The sequence below is a fragment of the Flavobacterium cryophilum genome, assembly GCF_048286555.1.
In the GTDB taxonomy this organism is placed as follows: Bacteria; Bacteroidota; Bacteroidia; order Flavobacteriales; family Flavobacteriaceae; genus Flavobacterium.
This window is the reverse complement of record NZ_JBLVPZ010000013.1, coordinates 38554-59288: the sequence shown is the minus strand read 5'-3', so window position 1 is coordinate 59288 and position 20735 is coordinate 38554. Positions and strand designations below refer to the sequence as shown.

Annotated in this window: 20 protein-coding genes; 6 read left to right on the top strand and 14 right to left on the bottom strand. The window is 35.3% G+C overall.

The window, feature by feature from the left end; translation table 11 throughout:
* Positions 1-5 precede the first annotated feature (5 nt).
* Both ACNQGJ_RS15550 and ACNQGJ_RS15545 read right to left on the bottom strand, forming a co-directional pair.
* Entirely contained in the window at positions 6-905 is a 900-nt protein-coding gene (locus tag ACNQGJ_RS15550) for a FecR family protein (protein WP_417974619.1), read from the bottom strand.
* Positions 906-950: 45 nt separating this feature from the next.
* Entirely contained in the window at positions 951-1472 is a 522-nt protein-coding gene (locus ACNQGJ_RS15545; protein ID WP_417974618.1) for an RNA polymerase sigma factor, read from the bottom strand.
* A gap of 230 nt (positions 1473-1702) precedes the next feature.
* On the opposite strand from ACNQGJ_RS15545, the gene ACNQGJ_RS15540 reads away from it, so the two are divergent.
* Both ACNQGJ_RS15540 and ACNQGJ_RS15535 read left to right on the top strand, forming a co-directional pair.
* On the top strand, positions 1703-2734 hold the full coding sequence (locus ACNQGJ_RS15540; protein WP_417974616.1) for a hypothetical protein: 1032 nt from the start codon (positions 1703-1705) through the stop codon (positions 2732-2734).
* A gap of 140 nt (positions 2735-2874) precedes the next feature.
* A complete protein-coding gene (locus ACNQGJ_RS15535) occupies positions 2875-3597 on the top strand; it encodes a hypothetical protein (protein ID WP_417974614.1) in 723 nt (240 codons plus the stop codon).
* Positions 3598-4169: 572 nt separating this feature from the next.
* Here ACNQGJ_RS15535 and ACNQGJ_RS15530 read toward each other — a convergent pair.
* From ACNQGJ_RS15530 to ACNQGJ_RS15520, 3 genes are read right to left on the bottom strand one after another with little or no spacing between them, the layout of a single operon-like run.
* Positions 4170-5261 (bottom strand): efflux RND transporter periplasmic adaptor subunit, encoded by a 1092-nt coding sequence (locus ACNQGJ_RS15530; RefSeq protein WP_417974612.1) that lies wholly within the window; start codon positions 5259-5261, stop codon positions 4170-4172.
* Positions 5251-8535, bottom strand: a complete 3285-nt coding sequence (locus tag ACNQGJ_RS15525) for an efflux RND transporter permease subunit (RefSeq protein ID WP_417974610.1) — start codon at positions 8533-8535, stop codon at positions 5251-5253. The genes ACNQGJ_RS15530 and ACNQGJ_RS15525 overlap by 11 nt, the downstream gene beginning before the upstream one ends.
* A 12-nt stretch (positions 8536-8547) precedes the next feature.
* A complete protein-coding gene (locus ACNQGJ_RS15520) occupies positions 8548-9933 on the bottom strand; it encodes a TolC family protein (protein ID WP_417974608.1) in 1386 nt (461 codons plus the stop codon).
* A 163-nt stretch (positions 9934-10096) separates the two neighbouring features.
* On the opposite strand from ACNQGJ_RS15520, the gene ACNQGJ_RS15515 reads away from it, so the two are divergent.
* From ACNQGJ_RS15515 to ACNQGJ_RS15500, 4 genes are all read left to right on the top strand, one after another.
* Positions 10097-11128 (top strand): sensor histidine kinase, encoded by a 1032-nt coding sequence (locus ACNQGJ_RS15515; protein WP_417974606.1) that lies wholly within the window; start codon positions 10097-10099, stop codon positions 11126-11128.
* Complete coding sequence (locus tag ACNQGJ_RS15510; RefSeq protein WP_417974604.1) at positions 11125-11823, top strand: LytR/AlgR family response regulator transcription factor; 699 nt, start codon at positions 11125-11127, stop codon at positions 11821-11823. The genes ACNQGJ_RS15515 and ACNQGJ_RS15510 overlap by 4 nt, the downstream gene beginning before the upstream one ends.
* 138 nt (positions 11824-11961) lie before the next feature.
* Complete coding sequence (locus ACNQGJ_RS15505; protein ID WP_417974602.1) at positions 11962-12531, top strand: TlpA family protein disulfide reductase; 570 nt, start codon at positions 11962-11964, stop codon at positions 12529-12531.
* 121 nt (positions 12532-12652) lie between these two features.
* Positions 12653-13078, top strand: coding sequence for a DsrE family protein (locus ACNQGJ_RS15500; RefSeq protein WP_417974600.1), 426 nt, complete (start codon positions 12653-12655; stop codon positions 13076-13078).
* Between the two features lie 426 nt (positions 13079-13504).
* Here the strand turns inward: ACNQGJ_RS15500 and ACNQGJ_RS15495 are convergent, their stop codons facing one another.
* The 9 genes from ACNQGJ_RS15495 to ACNQGJ_RS15455 all read right to left on the bottom strand — a co-directional run bounded on the left by ACNQGJ_RS15495 (position 13505) and on the right by ACNQGJ_RS15455 (position 20506).
* A complete protein-coding gene (locus tag ACNQGJ_RS15495) occupies positions 13505-15199 on the bottom strand; it encodes a bifunctional metallophosphatase/5'-nucleotidase (protein WP_417974598.1) in 1695 nt (564 codons plus the stop codon).
* 100 nt (positions 15200-15299) lie between these two features.
* Entirely contained in the window at positions 15300-15725 is a 426-nt protein-coding gene (locus ACNQGJ_RS15490; RefSeq protein WP_417974596.1) for a DsrE family protein, read from the bottom strand.
* 16 nt (positions 15726-15741) lie between these two features.
* Positions 15742-16728, bottom strand: coding sequence for a c-type cytochrome (locus ACNQGJ_RS15485; protein ID WP_417974594.1), 987 nt, complete (start codon positions 16726-16728; stop codon positions 15742-15744).
* A 93-nt stretch (positions 16729-16821) separates the two neighbouring features.
* Entirely contained in the window at positions 16822-17319 is a 498-nt protein-coding gene (locus ACNQGJ_RS15480) for a DUF6691 family protein (RefSeq protein ID WP_417974592.1), read from the bottom strand.
* 10 nt (positions 17320-17329) lie between these two features.
* Positions 17330-17899 (bottom strand): YeeE/YedE family protein, encoded by a 570-nt coding sequence (locus ACNQGJ_RS15475; RefSeq protein ID WP_417974590.1) that lies wholly within the window; start codon positions 17897-17899, stop codon positions 17330-17332.
* Positions 17900-17929: 30 nt separating this feature from the next.
* Positions 17930-18325: a TlpA family protein disulfide reductase gene (locus ACNQGJ_RS15470; RefSeq protein ID WP_417974588.1), complete on the bottom strand. Its 396-nt coding sequence runs from the start codon at positions 18323-18325 to the stop codon at positions 17930-17932.
* A gap of 271 nt (positions 18326-18596) precedes the next feature.
* A complete protein-coding gene (locus ACNQGJ_RS15465) occupies positions 18597-18863 on the bottom strand; it encodes a rhodanese-like domain-containing protein (RefSeq protein WP_417974586.1) in 267 nt (88 codons plus the stop codon).
* Positions 18864-18873: 10 nt separating this feature from the next.
* Complete coding sequence (locus tag ACNQGJ_RS15460; protein WP_417974584.1) at positions 18874-20103, bottom strand: MFS transporter; 1230 nt, start codon at positions 20101-20103, stop codon at positions 18874-18876.
* Between the two features lie 67 nt (positions 20104-20170).
* A complete protein-coding gene (locus tag ACNQGJ_RS15455) occupies positions 20171-20506 on the bottom strand; it encodes a DUF202 domain-containing protein (protein WP_417974582.1) in 336 nt (111 codons plus the stop codon).
* Between the last annotated feature and the right edge of the window lie 229 nt (positions 20507-20735).

The window sequence follows — 20735 nt, the reverse complement described above, 5'->3', positions numbered from 1 at the left end:
AATATTTATTTTCCTTCAAAAATTATTTTGTTTGCAGTAATTTTATTTGGTTCTAAATGATAGGTTGTGGCAATAATTTGAAGGGCAACATCAAGATTGTTACTTGGGATTTTTCCGGTAAATGATGCATTCGAATATTTTGTTTTCACTTCAATAGAAACATTGTATTGCCTTTGAATTTCATCTAAGATGTTGCGTAAATTTTCTTTATTAAAAGCAATGGTGTTTTCCATCCATTCTGGTTTAGCAGTAGCAACGGTTGTGTTTATTTGTTTTCCATGTTCAAACGCAACACTTTGTCCGGGAGTTAAAATCAATTCTTTTTCTTGGTACTTTACGAGTACCCTTCCTTCAAAACAAGTTATATCAAAACGATCTTTCCGTTCTTTTACATTAAATTGAGTTCCAAGAACAGCCACTTTTCCAAGAACAGTTGTAACCTTAAATTTTTTACCTTTTGCTACTTTAAAATAGGCTTCGCCATGCAACTCGAGGTTTCTATTATTGTCCCAATTCCATTTTTTATATTTAATTTCAGAGCCGGCATTCAGAACTACTTTAGAATTATCCGGTAATAAGAAAGTGGTTTTTTTACCATTAAGAGCATATTGTGTTTGTAACGCAAGATTTTGCATCATAAATACAGTTCCTAATCCAATAACAAAAACGGCAGCCACTTTGAATAACCATTTTTTGTACAAAGGAATAACTTTAGGTGTTGTTTTTTTGTGATTAATAACATGCTCTAAAACTTTTTCTTCATTAAATGCGGGTACTTCTAAATGTGCAGTATAATTTTTAATTTGTTCGTATTTTTCGTTATCAGGATTAGCTTTGAATTCAGCTAATTGATCTTCTGATAATTCGTCGTTTAGCCATTTTGCCAAAATGTGATTCTTTTCCATTGCATTAATCGTATTATATTTAAAACAAGTAAAAACAAATTTACCCTACTTTATCGTATCAATTTCTTTTCGTAGTTCAACTAAAGCCAAGTGTATGCGCTTTTCAACTGCTTTTACACTTATGTTTAATTCAGCTGCTATTTCGCTATATTTCTTACCGTCTATACGATGCATCAAAAAAGCAACTCGCTGTGTTTCTTTCAAATTTTCAATTGATTTTAAGAGCTTACTTTTGAATTGTTTTTCTTCGAGTATAAATTCCGGTGTTTCATTAGTATTATCATGACCAACAAAATTTTTTTCATATTGCAAAACTACTTTTTGATGTGCAATTTCGTTAAGACAGCTATTATTTGCAATGGTATATATATAAGATTTCGCTTTTTCAATGGGGACTGCAGCACAGTTTTGCCAGAGTTTAATGAAAGCTTCTTGGGTTATATCATCGGCTTGGTCTTTGTTCCCATATTTATAAAAAAGAAAATTGCGAAGCGCTTTCGCATGACTTTTGAAAAACATTGAAAAAATAATTTTATCACAAGTGGTTGATAATGAAAATATTGTCATTTATTTCGTAATTTTTTGCTCTACAAAGATATATTTATTTTTAAATTTTGGTAGGGTAATAAAGATGTAAACTGTTTTACTATTGAACCGTTATTTTTTTTGTGTGAAATACGCGAAATGAAAACGGTCTATGAACATCGAAGCGAATACGCAAAATGGAGTTCTATGCCACAAAAAACAATATAAAAAAGTATCAGTTCGATATTCTACATATTAAATAGTAGCTACATATGAAAACAATTAAATATTTATTAATGTGCGTTACTGTAGTGGTATTTATTTCATGTCAAGAGGAGGAAATATTGGTTATTCAAGACATTACACAAAACTTAACAGCTAAATCTCCTCTTGCGAGTTTGATTTCCAGAGTATCACAAAACCCTACGTCTAAGGATAATATTTTGGATAAATCAAGTTGTTTTAATGTTCAGTTGCCGGTTAATGTTATTGTAAATGGAAAGCATATTACAGTATCTAGCCAAAATGATTATATAGTGGTTCAAAACGCTTTAGATGCTTTTTCAAATGATGATGATGTAGTAAACTTTGTATATCCAATTACAATTCAATATCAAAATTTCAAGACAGAACTGATTACAAATCCGGATCAATTAGAGGATGTTATTGATAATTGTGAGGATGATGACGGGTTTGATGAGATTGACTGCCTACATATAAATTATCCAATAAAGATTAATATTTATAATGCAGATAATCAAATTGCAAACACTATTACTATTCAAAACGATAAAGAATTATATAACTTTTTAAAAGATTTAGAAAGTAATGTGTTTATATCCATCAATTATCCAATTTCTATTACAAATTTTAAGGGTCAAAATGTCGTAATTACAAACAACTCTAATTTTGAAAGCAGTATTGAAGATGGGATTAAAGAGTGTAATACTAATTCCGGCTCTGGAGGGAACCAGAATTTTGTTTCGATTTTGACAAATGGAACTTGGCATGTATCTTATTATTATGATGATAGTGATGAAACTTTAAATTACAAGGGATATAATTTTACTTTCAATTCTAATGGAACTGTTATGGTTGTAAAAGAAAAAAATACTATCGCCGGAAATTGGTCCACTTTTGTAAATAATAGTCAAGATATATTTCTGTTAAAATTTGAAGACAGTAAATTAGATGAATTGGAGGACGATTGGAAAATTACAGAATTTACAACCACAAACGTTAGACTGAAAAATAAAAGCACCAGCGATGGAGCAACTGATTATCTTTATTTCACCAAGAATTAATTAAAACGTAACACAAACCTACTTACTGCAAATTTTAAAGAAACTTTTTTTTATTAATACAATTATTAAAATTGTCTATCACAACTATCAATTATTAACCCCTAATTACATATTATTTAACCTTAAAAAAAATGAAAAAAATGAAAAAAACATCAATTTTAGCACTACTTGTCATTATGATGAGTTCTTGCACGGATGATCCATCTACAAGCGGTAATGTTACCTTAAAAGCTTCATCCGTTTCTGCTACAGGAAAAACGTCTACAACTGCTCGTACTGCTGCATCAACAGTGGTGTTCACGGAATTTAAAATAAACATTGGAAAGATAAAATTTGAATTAGATGAAGAAGATGATAAATATAATCTTTCAGATCCTTTTTATGATGATGATGTAAAACTTGTAGGTCCTTTTTTAGTAGACATTTTAGATCCTAACAAAACTTTGACTCAATTTATTACTTCTGTTAATATTCCAAATGCCAAGTATGAGGAAATTAAATTTAAATTTGAAAAAAGTATTCTGCCTGGCGAAATGGAAGGTAAAACTTTTTTAATCAAAGGGACAATAAACGGTAAAAACTTTATCATTTGGAGTGGCAAAGATGCTGAACTTGAAATGGATTTTGCAGATCCAACTAAAGATTTTACAGTTAATGGTACCGATATGACACTTAACATAAAAATACATCTTGATGCCATAATGGCAAGACTAATAACATTAGCCAATCAAAATTTATTGGTGGATGCAGATGGGGATGGAGTTATCGAGATTAGTACTGATAACGATGATGGACATCATGATATTGGAGAGCAAATAAAAAACTTGCTTGAACAAGAAACGGATTTAGATGACATGGATTAATTAAAAGTTGTAATCTATTGAAAAAAAGGCTGCTTAAAGTATAGTCACTGAAAAAGTCTTTTTAAGAATTATTTGTTTAAAAAAAAGGAGTAGAAATTAATTTTTTCTACTCCTTTTTTGTTTTTTTACTATATCAGAAATGCCGTTTACAGGTTAATAACGCAATAGTATGGTGGTGAAATTTTAATTAAAACATTGGTTTAAACTGAAAATTTGTTTGGATCAATGTGACCGTACCAAAAACCTATTGGCAACAATTTGGAAATAAATTGTATGGAGGATTTGTCGCTATTGTTTAACCCGTTTTAATTGTCGCCTGTAGATTGGAATGTTGGAAAATTTGTGGATATAAATGAAAATATTGGAGAAGGTTTTTGGAGTATAGTTCCGGCGATTAGTTTTTGACCAGTCTCACAAACCGTAATTCATTTGAATTATCGTTACCAAAAGCAACTCGACATTTTTCAAAATCCGCCATCGATTACTGACGGATTTAACTTTGGAATTTCCATTTGTTTTTAATTTTTTTGAAACTTGTTTTAAAATCTTGAGATAGCAAATTGTTTTTTTTGCTACTTCAATTCCACACCATCTTTCATTTCTTCTGAAGCCACTTTTACCAGTATAGAATTTTCAGGAACATCCCCAAAAATTTCAACGCGATTTTCCAATTCACGACCTTTCTGAACGGGAGTTCTTTTCGTTTTATTATTGTCTACTATAAATACATATACACCATCACTAGAGGTTACCACAGCCGATGTAGGAACCACATAATTATGGTCTTTTGATTTTAAAGGCAAAAGCACTTCGGCAATCATTCCTGGCAACAGTTTTTTAGAGGTATTTATAACATCTAATTCTACACGTTCAGATCGAAGTTTGCTGTCTAAAGCGCCGGACATACGAGCTATTTTTGCATGGAAAGTCTTGTTATTGATGGATTTCACATTAAAAATAAGTTCATCACCAATAGTCAAATAACCGGTGTAGATCTCAGGTACATATACCGATAAACGTAATTTATTCTGTTGCTGAAGCGTAAACAAAGGGAATTCCGATCCTTTTCCGGAAGATCCAACAAAGGTGCCTAGATTTACATTTCTGGCTGTGATGATTCCGTCAAAAGGCGCGCGGATCACCAAATAACTTTTCATAATCGCAATTTCTTTATAAGCTGCTTGGGTTGCTAGATATTGGGCGTAATCGGAATTTTTTCGGGCGGCGGCCTGTTCAAGATCATTTTTGGAGATCGTTCCTTCTATTTTGCTGGTCTTAAAGAGCCTGTCGAAAGTGCTCTTGCTTGCCGTATAAACAGCGTTTTGCGAAAGCTGTCTGGATTGGGCTGCCGCCAATTGCGAACTGATTTCCGGTGCTTCTAAAATTATTAATAACTGTCCTTTTTTAACTTGCGAGCCAATATCAACTTTGAGTTCTTTAACAAAACTGCTTACTTTGGCATAAATATCCACTTGTTGGAAACCGGTCAGTTCCGCCGGAATGCGAATTTCAGTAGCTAATTGTTCTTTGCTGATGGTAAATGTTTCAATAACAGGAGCGGTTTCTATGGCTGTAATTTCTTTCTTTTCAGAAGTATTACAGGCAGTTAAAACAGTGGCCAAGACTAAAAACAGAAACGATTTTTTAAATAATTTATTTTTCATTTTGAGGGTGTAAAGATGAGATATAATGTTGGCTTTCTTTGTCTTCTGGATCTAAGGATAAAGAGTGTACTGGAGTTTTACCCATTGCCCACGCGAAAATGAGCGGTAAAATAAGAAGTACCGTAAAGGTGGAAAATACCAATCCGCCAATCACGGCTCTTCCCAACGGAGAAATTTGATCGCCACCTTCCCCATGTCCGATAGCCATCGGGAGCATTCCGGCAATCATGGCAATACTGGTCATAATAATGGGACGCAGCCTCAGCGAAGCGGCCTCACGTGCTGACTGCAAAGCATTGCCATTGTGTTTTCGAAGCTGTTCTGCATTGGTAATCAACAGCACGGCATTGGCAATAGAAACACCCACCGACATAATAATCCCCATGTAGGATTGCAAATTTAAAGTGGAACCAGTGCTCACCAATAGCAATAAGGAACCTAAAACGACGGCGGGAACCGTAGTTAAGATGACCATTGAGATTTTAAAAGACTGGAAATTTGCAGCAAGCATCAGGAAAATAACCATTATCGCAATCAGTAAACCAGTCTGCAGACTGGTCATGGTTTCCTTTAAAACCGTGCTTAAACCAATTTGCTCTATGAACAATCCTCGCGGAAGTTCGCCAAGAGATTCAATGCTTTGCTGAACAGCTTTTGTAGCGGTTCCCAAATCAACGTGATCTATGTTTGCAGTCACAGAAATATAAGGCATGGCTCCAATATTGTCATTTTCTCCATAAGTGAAAGAAGGTGTAATAGTAGCCACATCACTTAAAACTGGACGGGATGCGTTCTTAAGCAACGGAATTTCTTTCAGATCATTTTTACTTTTCATTTTGTTTAAAGGAACCTGAACCTGAACATTATAGGAGAATCCAGCTTTTTCATCTACCCAGATATTCTTCTCGGTATATTGGGACGAAGATGTCGAAGCAATAAGGGAACGCGAAATGTCGTTCATGTCAATCCCTAATTGAGCGGCACGTATTCTGTCAATCGTGATGTCAAGCGCCGGATATTTTATGGGCTGGGCAATCTGCTTATCTCTCAGATAATCAATTTTATTCAGTTTTGCGATGAGTTTCGTGGCATAGGCTTCATTTCGCTTTTTATTTTTTCCGGCTATCCTGATTTCAATAGGAGTAGGAGAACCCTGACTCAGCACTTTGTCCGTCAGTTCGATGGGTTCGAAAGAAATTTTGACATTGGGTAGTAATTTTTTGATGCGCTGACGGAATTCATCTTTAAAAACATCCATATCCACATGATAATCTTTTAATCCAATTTGGAAGACGGCTTCATGAGGTCCGGCAGTAAACAAATATATCGGTGAAACGGAAAAAATGGCTGGATGCTGACCCACATAAACGGAGGATATTGCAACATGTTCTTTACCAATCATTTTTTCCAGTTCGGTCAACACTGTTACTGCTTTATCTTCGGTACTTTCCAGACGGGTTCCATCCGGCGCCCGAAGTCTCATTTGGAATTGACTCGAATTGACTTTTGGAAATACATCCTGTCCGATAATATTCAACAGCAAAATTACTAAACCGGCTGATAGGAAAAGATACAACAGCGCAACGGGTTTTTTATAGTCAAAAAGTCGATTGATGAATCGCATGTACCGGTTTCTGAATCGTTCAAAAAAGTTAATTTTGCCATCATTGTTAAAATCGGCTCTTTGTACCAGGATTTTTTTCTGGTCAAAAGTGTCTTCTTCGGATTCTATAGTCAGACCGGATATATTAAATTCGGCTTCATCATCGGTAATATTCGATGGATGCGCTTTTTTGGGATGTGCTTTCATCAGCCAGTTGGCCATCACCGGAACAAAGGTTTGCGAAAGTAAAAAAGAGACAATCATCGAAAATCCAATCGCTAATGCCAATGGCAGAAACAAGGCGCCGGGAATTCCGGTCATCGTAAATGCTGGTGCAAAAACGGCCAAAATACAAAGCAGGATTAACAACTTGGGCATGGCTATTTCTTTACAGGCATCCCAAATAGCCAAGGCCTTGGGTTTCCCCATATCCAAATGCTGATGGATATTCTCGATGGTTACCGTGCTTTCATCGACCAGGATTCCAATCGCAAGAGCCAAGCCGCTTAAGGACATCAGATTGATGGTTTGTCCGAATAGTTTTAAGAATAATACACCCGAAATAATCGCAATGGGAATTGTGAGTATGACAATCAATGCTGCTCTCCGATCTCCAAGAAACAATAAAACCATGAGCCCTGTAAGAACGGCACCGATTATCCCTTCGATAATTAAACTTTTCAGCGAGTTAATCACATGAACCGACTGGTCAAATTCATACGACAGTGTAACATCATCGGGTAAAGTACTCTGGATTTTAGGGAGTTGTGATTTTAATTTTTGAACAACATCCCAAGTCGAAGCATCACCGGCCTTGGCAATACTAATATATACAGAACGTTTTCCATTGACCAAAGCGTATCCTGCAGTAATATCGGCGCCATCTTTCACTTGAGCCACATCGCCAAGATATAAATTCTGGACACCGCCTTTGAGTAAAGGTATTTTTTCAAAATCCTTTACTTCTTTAATGGTATTATTTGTCGGAATGATATAGTTGATATCCCCAATTCTTAGGTTTCCCGAAGGAGCCGTCTGATTGTTTGTACGGATGGCTTCCACAATCTGATCCGCTGTCAGTTGATGCGCACGAAGCAAATCAGGATCTACATTAATTTCAATGGTTCTGGGGCTTCCGCCAAAAGGTGGTGGCGATAATAATCCCGGAATTGCCGTGAACGAAGCCCTAACATATACGTTTGCCAAATCCTGAAGCTCATTATTGGAACGGGTTTTACTGCTCAAAACCAATTGACCGATGGGCAACGAGGAAGCATCAAACCGAATGATAAACGGCGGCTGGGAACCTGGCGGAAATCTGGACTGGATTCTGTTGGACAGCGCACTGATTTCAGCAGCGGCCTGAGCCATATTAGTGCCTTCATAATAGGTCACTTTCATCAGAGTGAGCCCCTGAATATTCTTGGTCTCGATATCTTTTACACCATTGGCTAAAATCATCACGTTGACATAATTTTTGGCAAAATAGGATTCCATCTGATTGGGCGTATAACCTGCAAATGAGTGGGCTAAATAAATAACGGGAAGATTCATTTCAGGCAGAATATCCACTTTGATATCACGTACAGCACCAATTCCGAAAAAGAATAATCCGGCAACCAGTACCATTATCGAGATGGGTTTGCGAAGGGCAAAACGTATTAAATTCATTGCTTTACATAATTAAAATTCATTCATAAATAAGTCAAAATCTCCCGTGGCCGCGGCTTTCATCAAAAGGGATTGCCAGACATTGGTATAAATAATATCGCGGTCGGTTTCCGCACGGTTCAACGTGTACAAAGTCTGTGTAACATCTAAGAGATTGGTCATTCCGTTTTTATACAAAGTGGTTTTTTGCAAATAGGCCTGTTGCGCTGCCTGAACCTGTTTTGGAGCTTCAACATAATTTTCCAATGCATATTTTATTTTGGCATCAGCCGCATCCGACTGTATTTTTAATTGCTGGTCAATTACATTGTATTCTTCCTGTAAACCTTCGGAAATCAATTTTTGTGCACTAACTTTTTTACTTACCCGAGCAATAGTGGTCAGGTTCCAGGTAGCGCCAACGCCGAACAGATAATTTTGTCGGGAGGGATCAATGCCGTCTGAATAATTTTGGGAAAAAGAATTCTGATTTACGGCATAATCGGAGTTAAAACCGGAAGCCCGGCCCTGGTATATACCAAATAAACTGAAGGTGGGATAGTATTCCTTTTTAAAAAAGCGAAGCTGTTGTTCGCTGAAAGCTACCCTGCTTTTATGATATTCCAATATCGGATTCAAATTCTCACTAGAAGTTTCCTGTGATAGTATTGCTTTTGGTATTGTTGTGACAAATGTAGTATCGAGCACAAACTCCTGAATGGAAACGCCCATCAACGCAGTGAGTTTGTTATTTTGTTCCTTAACCTGATCTTTCACTTGGTTCAGGGTGATTTTGGATCGGGAGACTTCGGCGGAAGCCAGTGTGGAATCTACTCCGGCCAAGAGTCCATTTTTTACTCTCACTGCAGCAATATTCTGAAAGACCATGGCGCGCTCCAGATTTTTTCTTTGGGAAATCAACAATCGCTGACTCGCCAATAAGTTGAGGTAAGCGGCTGCAATTTTAATTTTATGTTGGAATTTTTCCTGATTCAGATCTTTTTCGTAACGCTGGGAATCCGCTTTGGATAGATTGATTTTTTGTTTCATTTTTCCAAAAGAGAAAAAATCCCAATTGACATTGACCAAATACAAGGCGCCGAAAGCTGCATTCCAATTTTGCTTTTCCAACGGAAGGCCCGAGGAAGCCACTCCAAGTCCACCAAAACCATAGAGCGGTCCGTTTTGCCCGTTAACGGTGCCGTAATCCTGTTGGCCTGAGAGCGTGACATTGGGCAGATATTCTCTGCGAACCTGTTTGATCGTTTCTTTGGAAGCATCGGCATAGTTGCTTTTTGCTTTTATCATTCCGTAATTAGCAATTCCGTTTTCCAGCGCCTCTTTTAGCGGAAGCGTCTGAGAAAATCCTTTGGAAAAGAAAATCAGAAATATAAAAAGAGTTATTTTTTTTGTTGTCATTGTTGTCTTTAGAATAAATTTGATATGCAAATCTAGCCTGGCTACTTCTTTTTGGACAGTTATAAATGACGTACACTTTTTATAAATGACGAATTGAATTGGTCACTCAATCGGTGCCTATTCAAATTATATGTCGTTCCTTTGGAACTTTAATTAACTGGAAATGAAATGGAAATTTAAACCGATTTTAGAAAATAAATGGGAACAGGAAACGGCTATTTTAGTTTTTTCTTTTATCCTTTTTACACTCAACGACTGGGTTTTTATACAAAGTTGGAAAGGTTTTAGTAACGGTTTGCTCTATTTTTTCGTGCTGTATTTTCATGCACAGCTCAATCGTGTTTTTCTACTTCCGGTTTTATTAAAAAAACATCAACCGGTTTTATATCTATTTCTTACCGTTGGGTTAATCGCGTTGTTCACGGTCTTTTTATATGAAGTATCAACCGAGTTTATTTATAAAAACTGCTTTTTATACAAATCATCTCATCAAAAAACATATCAGTTTCAGTTTGCTACCTTGTCCGGAACCCTAGTTTGTATTTTGGGAACTATACAGATTTTAGAACATTATCGGGACCAAAAAAACAAGACTAACAAGGCTCTTTTGTCCAATCAGGTTCAGCTTAATGCATTAAAGAACCAGTTTAATCCCCATTTTTTGTTTAATACGATGAATACGCTTTATGGAATTAGCCTGCAACATCCTGAACGCACTTCGGAAATGATTATGGAAGTGTCACAACTGATGCGGTATCAGGTGGAGCAGGGGAACAAAGAATTCGTTTCTTTAAAAAATGAAATTGCATTTATTTCCAGTTATATTCAGCTCGAAAAAGAAAGAGTAGGCTACCGCTGCAGTATTATTTTTGATTACGAATGCGATCAGGAAGAACAGTATGAAATTGCACCGATGGTTTTGATCACTTTTATTGAAAATGCTTTTAAGCACGGAGCCGCTACCATAGAAAAGTGTTTTGTAACCATTCATATAAGGGTTAACAAAGGAAAATTGTATATGAATGTATCCAATTCGGTTCCACAGCATAAAAAAGAAGTTGTTTCTACCAATATTGGTTTGAAAAACACGAGAGAAAGATTGGAAATATTATATCTAAAAAAACACCGTCTAGAAATCACTCCAAACGAGCACGATTATACCGTTAATTTAGTAATTGAACTACGCCAAACATGAACGTAAGAAAATGTATTATTGTAGATGATGAACCTGCCGCTCATTATGTGTTGGTGAACTATATCAGCCAAAACCCGCAATTGGAACTGGTGCAACAGTGTTACAATGGCATTGAAGCTTTAAATTATCTTCGATTCAATACGGTTGATCTGATGTTTTTAGACATTGATATGCCTGAGATTACTGGACTGGAGCTTTTGAGAACGCTGAATGATCCGCCCAAAACAATTCTGACCACTGCTTATTCAGAATTTGCATTGCAAAGTTATGAATTCGGCGTGTTTGATTACCTGCTAAAGCCCATTTATTTCCCACGTTTTTTAAAATCGATGGAGCGTTATTTTTTCTCTTTCATCGATGAAAAAATCGAAATAATGAACCCAATTATTGCAGTGAAAATTGATGGTTTTATGCTTGATCTTAATGTGAAAGATATCCTTTTTGCCCAAAGCTGCGGTAATTATGTCAAAATTTTCACATTCAAAAAAGTATATCTTGCCTCGATGACCACTAATGAACTGGAAAACAGTCTTTCTTCGGAACTTTTCATGCGGGTGCATAAATCCTATATTGTAGCCATTGCTAAAATTAACGAATGGGAGCGGAACACGGTGGTTATCAATAACGAGAGAATACCAGTCGGGATTACTTACAGAAGGGCATTGAAAGCGCGATTAAAGCTCAATGATATTTAATAAAATCGAAAATGAAGATTAACTGAAAAATAAAAAACGCTGATTTGAGGCCTTGTACATATCATCTCAATTTTGCAATCAAAAAGAGTCATAAAGAATCTGAAACTGAAGTATTCAACTTACTTAAAAAAGGAAAAAATGAACTGGAAAACACCAAAAAGAGCAACAATAAAAAATATTGTTTTTATAGTATTTTTAGCACTGCTACTATTTAGTCCACTGGGGACTTTTGTAAAAGTACAAATAAGTCGTTTATTGGCTTTGTCGCCAACAACCCTACCGGCAACCGAACAAAAAAAACTTTCAACCTACCAATGGCAATTGATTGACAACAATGGAAAGGTGGTATATTTGGAAGAATTTAAGGGTAAAATAATTTTTATAAATTTTTGGGCCACATGGTGTCCGCCATGTATTGCCGAAATGCCGGGTATGCAAAAACTGTATTCCGACTATCAGGACAAAATTGTATTTTTGTTCGTAACGACTGATTCCTTTGAGAAAGCTAATGCTTTTTTAATTAAAGAAAATTTAAACTTGCCAATATTTCAATCGGTTTCCAATCCCCCTTTAGAAATGGAGTCTTCAACCATACCGGCTACGTATCTTATTGATCAGGAAACTAATGTGGTACTTGAAAAAATTGGCGCTGCCGATTGGAATAGTGATTCGTTTAGAAGAAAATTAGATGATCTGCTCAAAAAATAATGCCGATTCATAACAATAGGTTTTAAAAAATATTTTTTCAAGGAGTGGCAATATGAACTAACATACGTATTCTCGCTCTTTTTACTCTCACCACTTTCTACTAAAATTTGAATACCTAATTATGAAAAACTTAATTTTAATATTTTTAGTACTTATCGCAATAACATCATCTAATGCTCAATCAAAACATGTGGAAGTAAATCAAAAACATAGAGTGGTATTCCAAATGAATTCCAATGATCTGGAATCCCAGAAAGCACTTGTTAATAACATTCTAAATGTAAAAAAAGCGTGGGGATCTCATGTTGCAATTGAAGTAGTCGCTCTTGGTCCGGGTATAGAATTGGTAATGACTGAAAAATCTGCTGCAGCGTTAGATGTTGCCAAAATGATTAAAAGCGGAGTAATTTTCGTTGCATGCGAGAATACGATGGCTAAAAAAAATATTACTAAAGCAGACCTCATTGAAAATGTTGGAACAGTACCAAGTGGAATAGTAGAAATTATTATCAAACAAAAACAAGGATGGTCTTACATTAAAGGATAAATCGCCAATTAATATCAGGATTTGGATTCTTACAGAATATGACGTGGTTAATACAGGGGAAAGTGTTTCACTATTAAGAGTAATACAACAAGGATTAGCAATGGTGAATATATAGAGAAGGTGTCTCTTAAATGGTCTGGTCATCCTTATAATAATTTTCTTAAACTACTATATTTTTAATCTATTGGTTCCGTTACAAAGCCCATTTCTGCTGGATTTTTATTAAATATGAAATTCCTTTTAGCATTACATGTACCATTGCTGATGCAGCAGATGAATGGATATTTAATAAAAAAACAAGAAATTAATATAAAAAAAATCTTTTGTAAGACTTTGATTTTTGACAAAAATAAACCCAACTGGAATAAATAGAGGTAACATTTATCACAGTTGGGAAATTATATGAGAAATTAAATGGTCAAATTGCTATCTAAACGTATAATCAACACCGGTAACTTGAGTTAATAGTGTTTCAGGAGCATCAAGAATTATTGCGTTTTTTTGCGGTGTAGGTGTAACAGGAGAATTTTGTTTTAAATAATCTCTCATTACCGAATGTAAGGTTGCATTTGTATTTTTGGCATCCATGACGCCTTTCATTCTGCAAAGCATGTCCACAGGATCCCCGTCACGCTCACAGGCCATGATTGAATATAATTTTTCAGGATCTAAAGGCATATTTTTCACTGTAATACTTTGAATTCTTTTGTCCATTTCGGCAAAAGCATTAAAGTGCACTTCCATTCCTTTAAATTTTACTACCCAGCCACCAAAACGTTTTGAAGCGTCATCAGCAAAAACATTGTTTAATTCCTTTTCCAGCCAGTTTTTCAATTGCTTTCCGGTTACTTTTGCTGTTCTTACGGTGCTATCAACGGGCAACATATCAAAAATAAATCCGTTTGTGATGGGAATATATCCGGTTTGATCTGGTGAAGTTTTTGGTGGACAAAAGCGGAATCCATTAGAAAGATTAATATCAATATCCGGGAATTTCCAGTGGAGAGCATTTAAAATCATAGTATCAATTGGATTTTCGACCACAAAATAGCGGTATAGAGGAATCGTGCTATAACCAATAACCTGATTAATTTTTTCAAGAGAACCTGATTCTTTTTCTTTCAATAATTTTTCGATTTTAGCATCGGGTTTTATTTTTGGAGAATCAACTTCAATTAATTCATAATTGTCACTAACCACTTTCCCGTTTAAAATGGTCAAATCTAATTTTCCAATAAATGAGCCAAATGCTCCCGGTTCCACCACTTTTGAATACTTACAAACAATTGGTTTACGAACTCTTTCGTGAGTGTCGCCGCCCAAAATGTAGTTTACACCTTGACATTCCGGTCGGTTTGCCAATGTTATTTGCTGCGATAAACCCAAATGTGCAATTATAATTACATAACTACATTGTTCCTGATTTCGTAACACATCTACATAATGAGCCAGATTTTCTTCGGGATTGGTATAAATAATTCCTTTACTGTAATTTGGACTCTGTCTTAATGGTACCAATGGATCGGTATAGCCTAAAAAACCAATTTTTGCTCCAGCAATATTCCAAATTGTATAGGATTGAAAAATAAGTTCCCCTCTCTCCCCTTCGCCTAAATCATGGTACATATTGGTACAGATTTTTGGTGCATCCAGAGAACCCAAAAGGGTTTGCATTCTCTTTTTGCCGTAAATCACTTCCCAATTCCCGGGAAGATATAAGTCATAATTCAACGCATTTAAAATAGGAACAAAAGCTTCACCGGCAGTTTCTACGCTTAATTCGCTACCTTGAAACATGTCGCCGGTGTCAATGGTATAGGTATTTGGGTTTTTCTTTTTGAGTTGTTTCAGTAAAGTTGCTATGTAGGCATAACCGCCCGTTTTTCTAAAAACAACTTTCCCATTTTCCCAAAATAACTCATCATGCGGATGAATTTGACAATGCACATCAGTGGTTTGAAGAATAGTAATCGTTTGCGGTTTGCTTCGGTCGACTACTGCATCCAGTTTAAGTTCTTCAGTTTGATTAGTATTTGCAACAGCGGAAATAGGTGAAATAATCGCTGCACTCAGACCTAAAGTACCCATTGATTTTAGAAAATATCTTCGGTTATTGCTCATTTTTTTAGATTTTTAGGTTCAGTTTTTAACAGATTTTTACAGGAAAAACTACAGCTAAGTTCATGGTGTACTAGGGTACAAAATAATTTACAATCTTACTTTAGAATCCGCCCTTGATGTACGTCCAGCCTTGTTCTTGTTTTTCTACAATTTCTGCTATTCCTACTGGTACATATTCTACTTCTGAAATCAATTGTTCTTTAGTTACTTTTTGACTTTTCATGGTGTTTTCGCACACTAAAAAACGAACACCTTTAGCCCGAAGTGCTTTTATTGCTTGTATTTGCTTTGATTTCCCTGACATTACAAATGGTAAACCCATGCTGTGAATTACCACCTCATATTTAGACTTTGGCCAATGCGTTGTTAGGTTTGTCAGCTGGTTTATTAGTGCTTTTTGTTGTAAAGTGTCAGCAGCATTGGTAAACTGAAAAACGATTTTGTGTTTGTTCGGCTTTTTTTGTGCCATCGAAACAATGGAAATCATACTCAGTACAAGAACAAATAAAATGGTTAGGTTTTTCATAATTAGGTTTTTAAGATTATTTTTTTTCGTTTTTCTTTTTTTTGGCTTTTATTGGTTTGAAAGGTCCAAATTTATGTTGGGTTTCCGTAAATGAATCTGAAAATGGACCAAAAGGATGATCCACCGGTTTTTTGGAAATATTGGGCCAGTCTCGACTTAAATCTTTCGACGGTCTTTCCAGATTTTCTACATAGGCAGCAATATCCCAAGATTCTTCATCGGATAATTGAGGATTTTCATAGGAGGCGCCCAATGGCATATTGTATTTTATGTACCCCGCAAGACGACTGATTCTAAACAATCCTGCACCGCTATTATACGAATTTTTACCCCAAAGTGGTGGATATGTATATTCTTTTTTATCCGCTGCCAAAATCCCCTCACCATTCTTTTGATGGCAACTGGCACATTTGGCATCATATAGTGCTTTTCCTTCTACAGGATCAGCGGCGCGATCTAAATACTCCAAATCATAGATTCCAGACGCATTTGCCTCTTTTCCTTTAGGAACTTTACTGCCAATATATTCAATGTACGCTATCATAGCCTTCATTTCCCTGTTAACTTCCTTTAGCGGCTGACCATTTAAGCTTCTTTCCATACAGTCGTTAACTCTTTTGTATAGATTCTCCACTTGGCCGCTTCTCGCTCTCATTTTAGGATACATCGAATATACGGAACCATAATTGTTTCCCCAAGGTTTTGTTCCGGCGTCCAGATGGCAATTGTTGCAATTCATCCCATTAGTGATTTGTTTCACACTGCCATTTGGACCCAAGTATTTAGCCGTATGCGCAATTAGATCTTTTCCATATTCGACTTCTTGTTTTAAAGTTGAATCTTTAATCAGAGCGATATCAGCCGGTTTCCAGAATTTTGCCGTTTCATTTTGCAAAATCACTTTTTTCTCAGCATCTACAAAAAGTGAATCAATTTGCGTATCATTTTTTTGAAACCAGGCAGTGATTGATGTATTAAAAAACAAAACAACGAACAAAAGCATTACCAGGAAGATAATAGTTGTAAACAGATAAATTAGCCTTTTTACGAGCGATTTAAATTGGACTGTATTTTGTTTTTCTGGATTCATAGGGTATTAATGAGGCAGTTTATCTCTAAAATAACCATATACCCAAGTTCCCACTATTGCAAAAAACAGAGTTACAATCATTACTGTGGCACCCGTTCCAATTTGTGCAAATAATGGTCCAGGACAAGCTCCTGTTACTGCCCAACCCAATCCAAAGATAAATCCTCCGTAGATTTGACCTTTGTTGAACGTTTTGTCATGGAACTCGATTTTTTCTCCATAAATGGTTTTAATATTGAATTTTTTAATTAGGAAAACGGATATTATACCCACCACAACGGCGCTTCCTATTACACCATACATGTGAAAAGATTGGAAACGGAACATTTCCTGAATGCGATACCAACTAATAATTTCTGCTTTAATGAAAACAATACCAAACAAAATACCAATGATTAAATATTTTAAATTGTGGTACCATTTGTGTTCTAATTGACTCTCATTAACACAAGAAGTATCTAAAGAACGCGTTTCGAAATCTGTATTTTGATCTTTGATGTTCATAATTTGTAATTTAAAGTGAAAGAATAAATGGTAAAATAACATTTGCCATAATCAATCCGCCAATGAAGAAACAACATGTTGCTATGAGCGATGGCATTTGTAAATTAGATAAACCGGAAATAGCGTGACCACTGGTGCAACCTCCCGCATAACGAGAACCAAAACCAATAAAAAAGCCACCAATAACCATCATAAAAAAGCCTTTGAGTGTAAATAAACTTTCCCACGAGAATAATTGCTCCGGTAAAATTCCATAAATTTCAGTTATGCCGTAGCCTGCCAATTCGGTTTTTAGATTTCCATCAACAATGATTGGATTTGGATTTGACAAAAAGCTGTACGCGATTACACCACCCAATACAATACCGAAAACGAAAAACATATTCCAGATTTCTTTTTTCCAGTCATATTTGAAAAATTTTATGTTTGCGGGTAAGCACATGGCACAAGTATGACGTAATGAGGCGCTAATGCCAAATGATTTGTTTCCAATGATTAATAAAGCCGGCACTGTAAGTCCAACTAATGGGCCTGCAATATACCATGACCAAGGTTCTCTGATTAATTCTAAAATTTCCATATTTATTTTTTATAACCCCAAAGATTAGATTTATAAATGAGTAGTTATGTTACTTTTGTCACATAAGAAAAAAAAAGTAAAAAATGACAGAGATTTTATTTTTTTGATAATGTCTAGCATTTCTTGGAACAAATCACTATTCCAATTTACGGTTCCGATTATATTTCCTGATTGATCAATAAGATAGGTTTCCGGAATTGTTGCCGATTCCATTTCTAATAGAGGATTGGTTACCGATTGATATACAGGGAGCGTCAGATTGGTCTTGATAATCAACATATAATTTTTGAATGCTTGCATTTCGGCAATACAAGGCGGAAACCAAGTGACCCAGAAATTAATGAATACTATTTTTCCTTTGTATGCGTCCAATGATAGAGCCTTTCCGGTGGCGTCTTTTAATTGCCATTGATAATTGGAAAGCATTTTTTGGTCTGTTACAGCATTGTTTTGGGTGAAAAGGTAATTAATCGGTTCAGTTGTACTTGTACAAAAGTGGCCAACGGACTGAACAGAAGCAGTGCTATTAATCCGATAAAAACAATATTTTGAATAGTGGATTTTTTTGGTGTTTCCAGTTCATTTTTTATTTTTTTAAAACATTACTTTCTGAAAAGAAAGAATCTCTTAGTTTTAGCTTTATCCCTTATTTTAAATTCAACCATTCATTTATTCCACCGAACCAGTTTGCATTGTATCACATTTCTTTTAAAAGTTTAGCTCCATCCATCGATCTTTCTCCACCTTTTCCACAAACGGTAATAATTTTACGATCTTTTTTGATTTGATCTATTTGGTTTTCAATTTCTGTCAAAGTAATATTTATGGCTTTCGGAATATGATTATTTGCAAATTCTTCTTTGGAACAGACATCAATAATCTGTTTTTTCTCAGTTCGCTGAAGCGCTTGTTTTACTACATCAACTTGAATGCATTCATTTGAGGAGCTTACTATTGCTTTCATGTCGTTTGAATCAGTTAATTGTCTTTTGTAAATTGTCTTTTGGCATTCTAAATTTGATTATTACTGATGATGCAATGGTGATAACTCCTATCAATATAATGGCATAATTTACACCGAATAAATCAGCTGTTATTCCTGAAATAATCGCGCCTATCGCATATCCTAAATCCCTCCAAAGTCTGAATGTACCAATGCTTTCGGCTCTTTGATGCGGATTTGTCGCCTGTGCGATGGCGGATAAAAAAGTAGGATAAACTAACGCCGTTCCTAAGCCCAAAAATGCTGAAATGGCAGCTAACTCATAGAATTCTGCAGCAAAAGGAATAAAAAGTATCGCAATTCCCTGAAGTAACATTCCCCAAAACAACATCTTTTTTTTCGAATAAACATCTGACATTTTTCCGGTTACCAATTGTCCAAAACCCCAAACAGTAGGATAAATAGCGGTTATAATTCCAATATCCTGCGAATCATAATTCAAAGAAAGCAACACAATAGGTAAAAGTCCCCAAATCATGCCGTCATTTAGGTTATTGACTAATCCTGCTTGTGTTATGGAGCTTAGTGTTTTGTTTTTGAAAGTGGTTTCCAGAAAAATATTATCTAATTTTTCAGTTTTATTCGTTGTGTTTTCTTGGTGAACAAATACTCGGGTATCTTTCACAAAAAACAAAGTCAATAAAAAACCAATTATCGAAATCCCAATTCCCAAGTAAAAAGGGTAGGGCGTAATGCCATATTTTTGTGCAATGTAGCCTGACAGAAAAGCAACTAATCCAACGGCAAAATAACCGGCAAACTCGTTGAGTCCCATCGCAAGTCCACGATCTTTTTCTCCAACTAAATCAATTTTCATCACTACTGTACTGCTCCAAGTAAGTCCTTGACTAATTCCCAATAAAATATTGGCAAAAATCACCCAGTTCCAAGATTCTGCATAAATTAAGATAAAAGGAATTGGAATGGCCAAAATCCAACCGAATAAAAGTAAATTTTTTCTCCCAAAACGGTTCGCCAGTTTGCCAGTAAAATAATTGGTAATGGCTTTTGTAATTCCAAAGGCAATGATGAAAGAGAGAATAGCCGTTTTTGAAGCAATGCCAAATTCAATCTCAGCAAATTTTGGAATAATGGTTCGTTCCATTCCTATCATTCCGCCGACAAAGGCATTGACAATAACCAAAATAGTGAACTGTTTCCAATTTTCTTTCAGTCCAATTTTGGTTGCATTTGTTTTCAATTGATGTAATTTATTAATTTAAACTCTCCGTTTGGAAAAGAAGTTAGGAACATAAAAGTTCCAGTTCTTATAATTTGTAATATTCTAATTGGTAGTCACCTATGTGTTTTTTATTTTCTGTTATGGATTTTTTGTGTTTAAAACAGTTCACAGTTCCAAAAACAAAAATGATAAATGAAGTGGCAAAAAGTGCGATTTCAATCAGTAAACTATTTTCAATCTTCAACAGATTTCTCAAACTCAAACCTGCAATCAAAAAATACATTGACGTTCTCAAAAAGGCAAGGTATGTGGATTGATTGGACAAAGTTGTTCGTTGCAACGCTAATTTCTCTCTTAAATTAAGTCTTTGTTTGCTGGTTTTTTCGCTTCCATAGCTTTTTATGTGTCTGATTGTTTGCAAAAAGTAGTTAAGTCGTTTTTGGTTTTTAAAAATCTAAAAATCATTAATTTTTTCTAAAAAGACTATAAAATTTACTCTTTATTTAAGTTAATTTGAAAAATCAAATATTTAAAGATACTTACTAAACTAACTACCAATCCAATTGCGTTAATTTACCGCAACTGCTGCGACATAAATAAGAATGCAGCTTAAAACAAACAATTTCAGATCTTAAACTGCACACTATTTT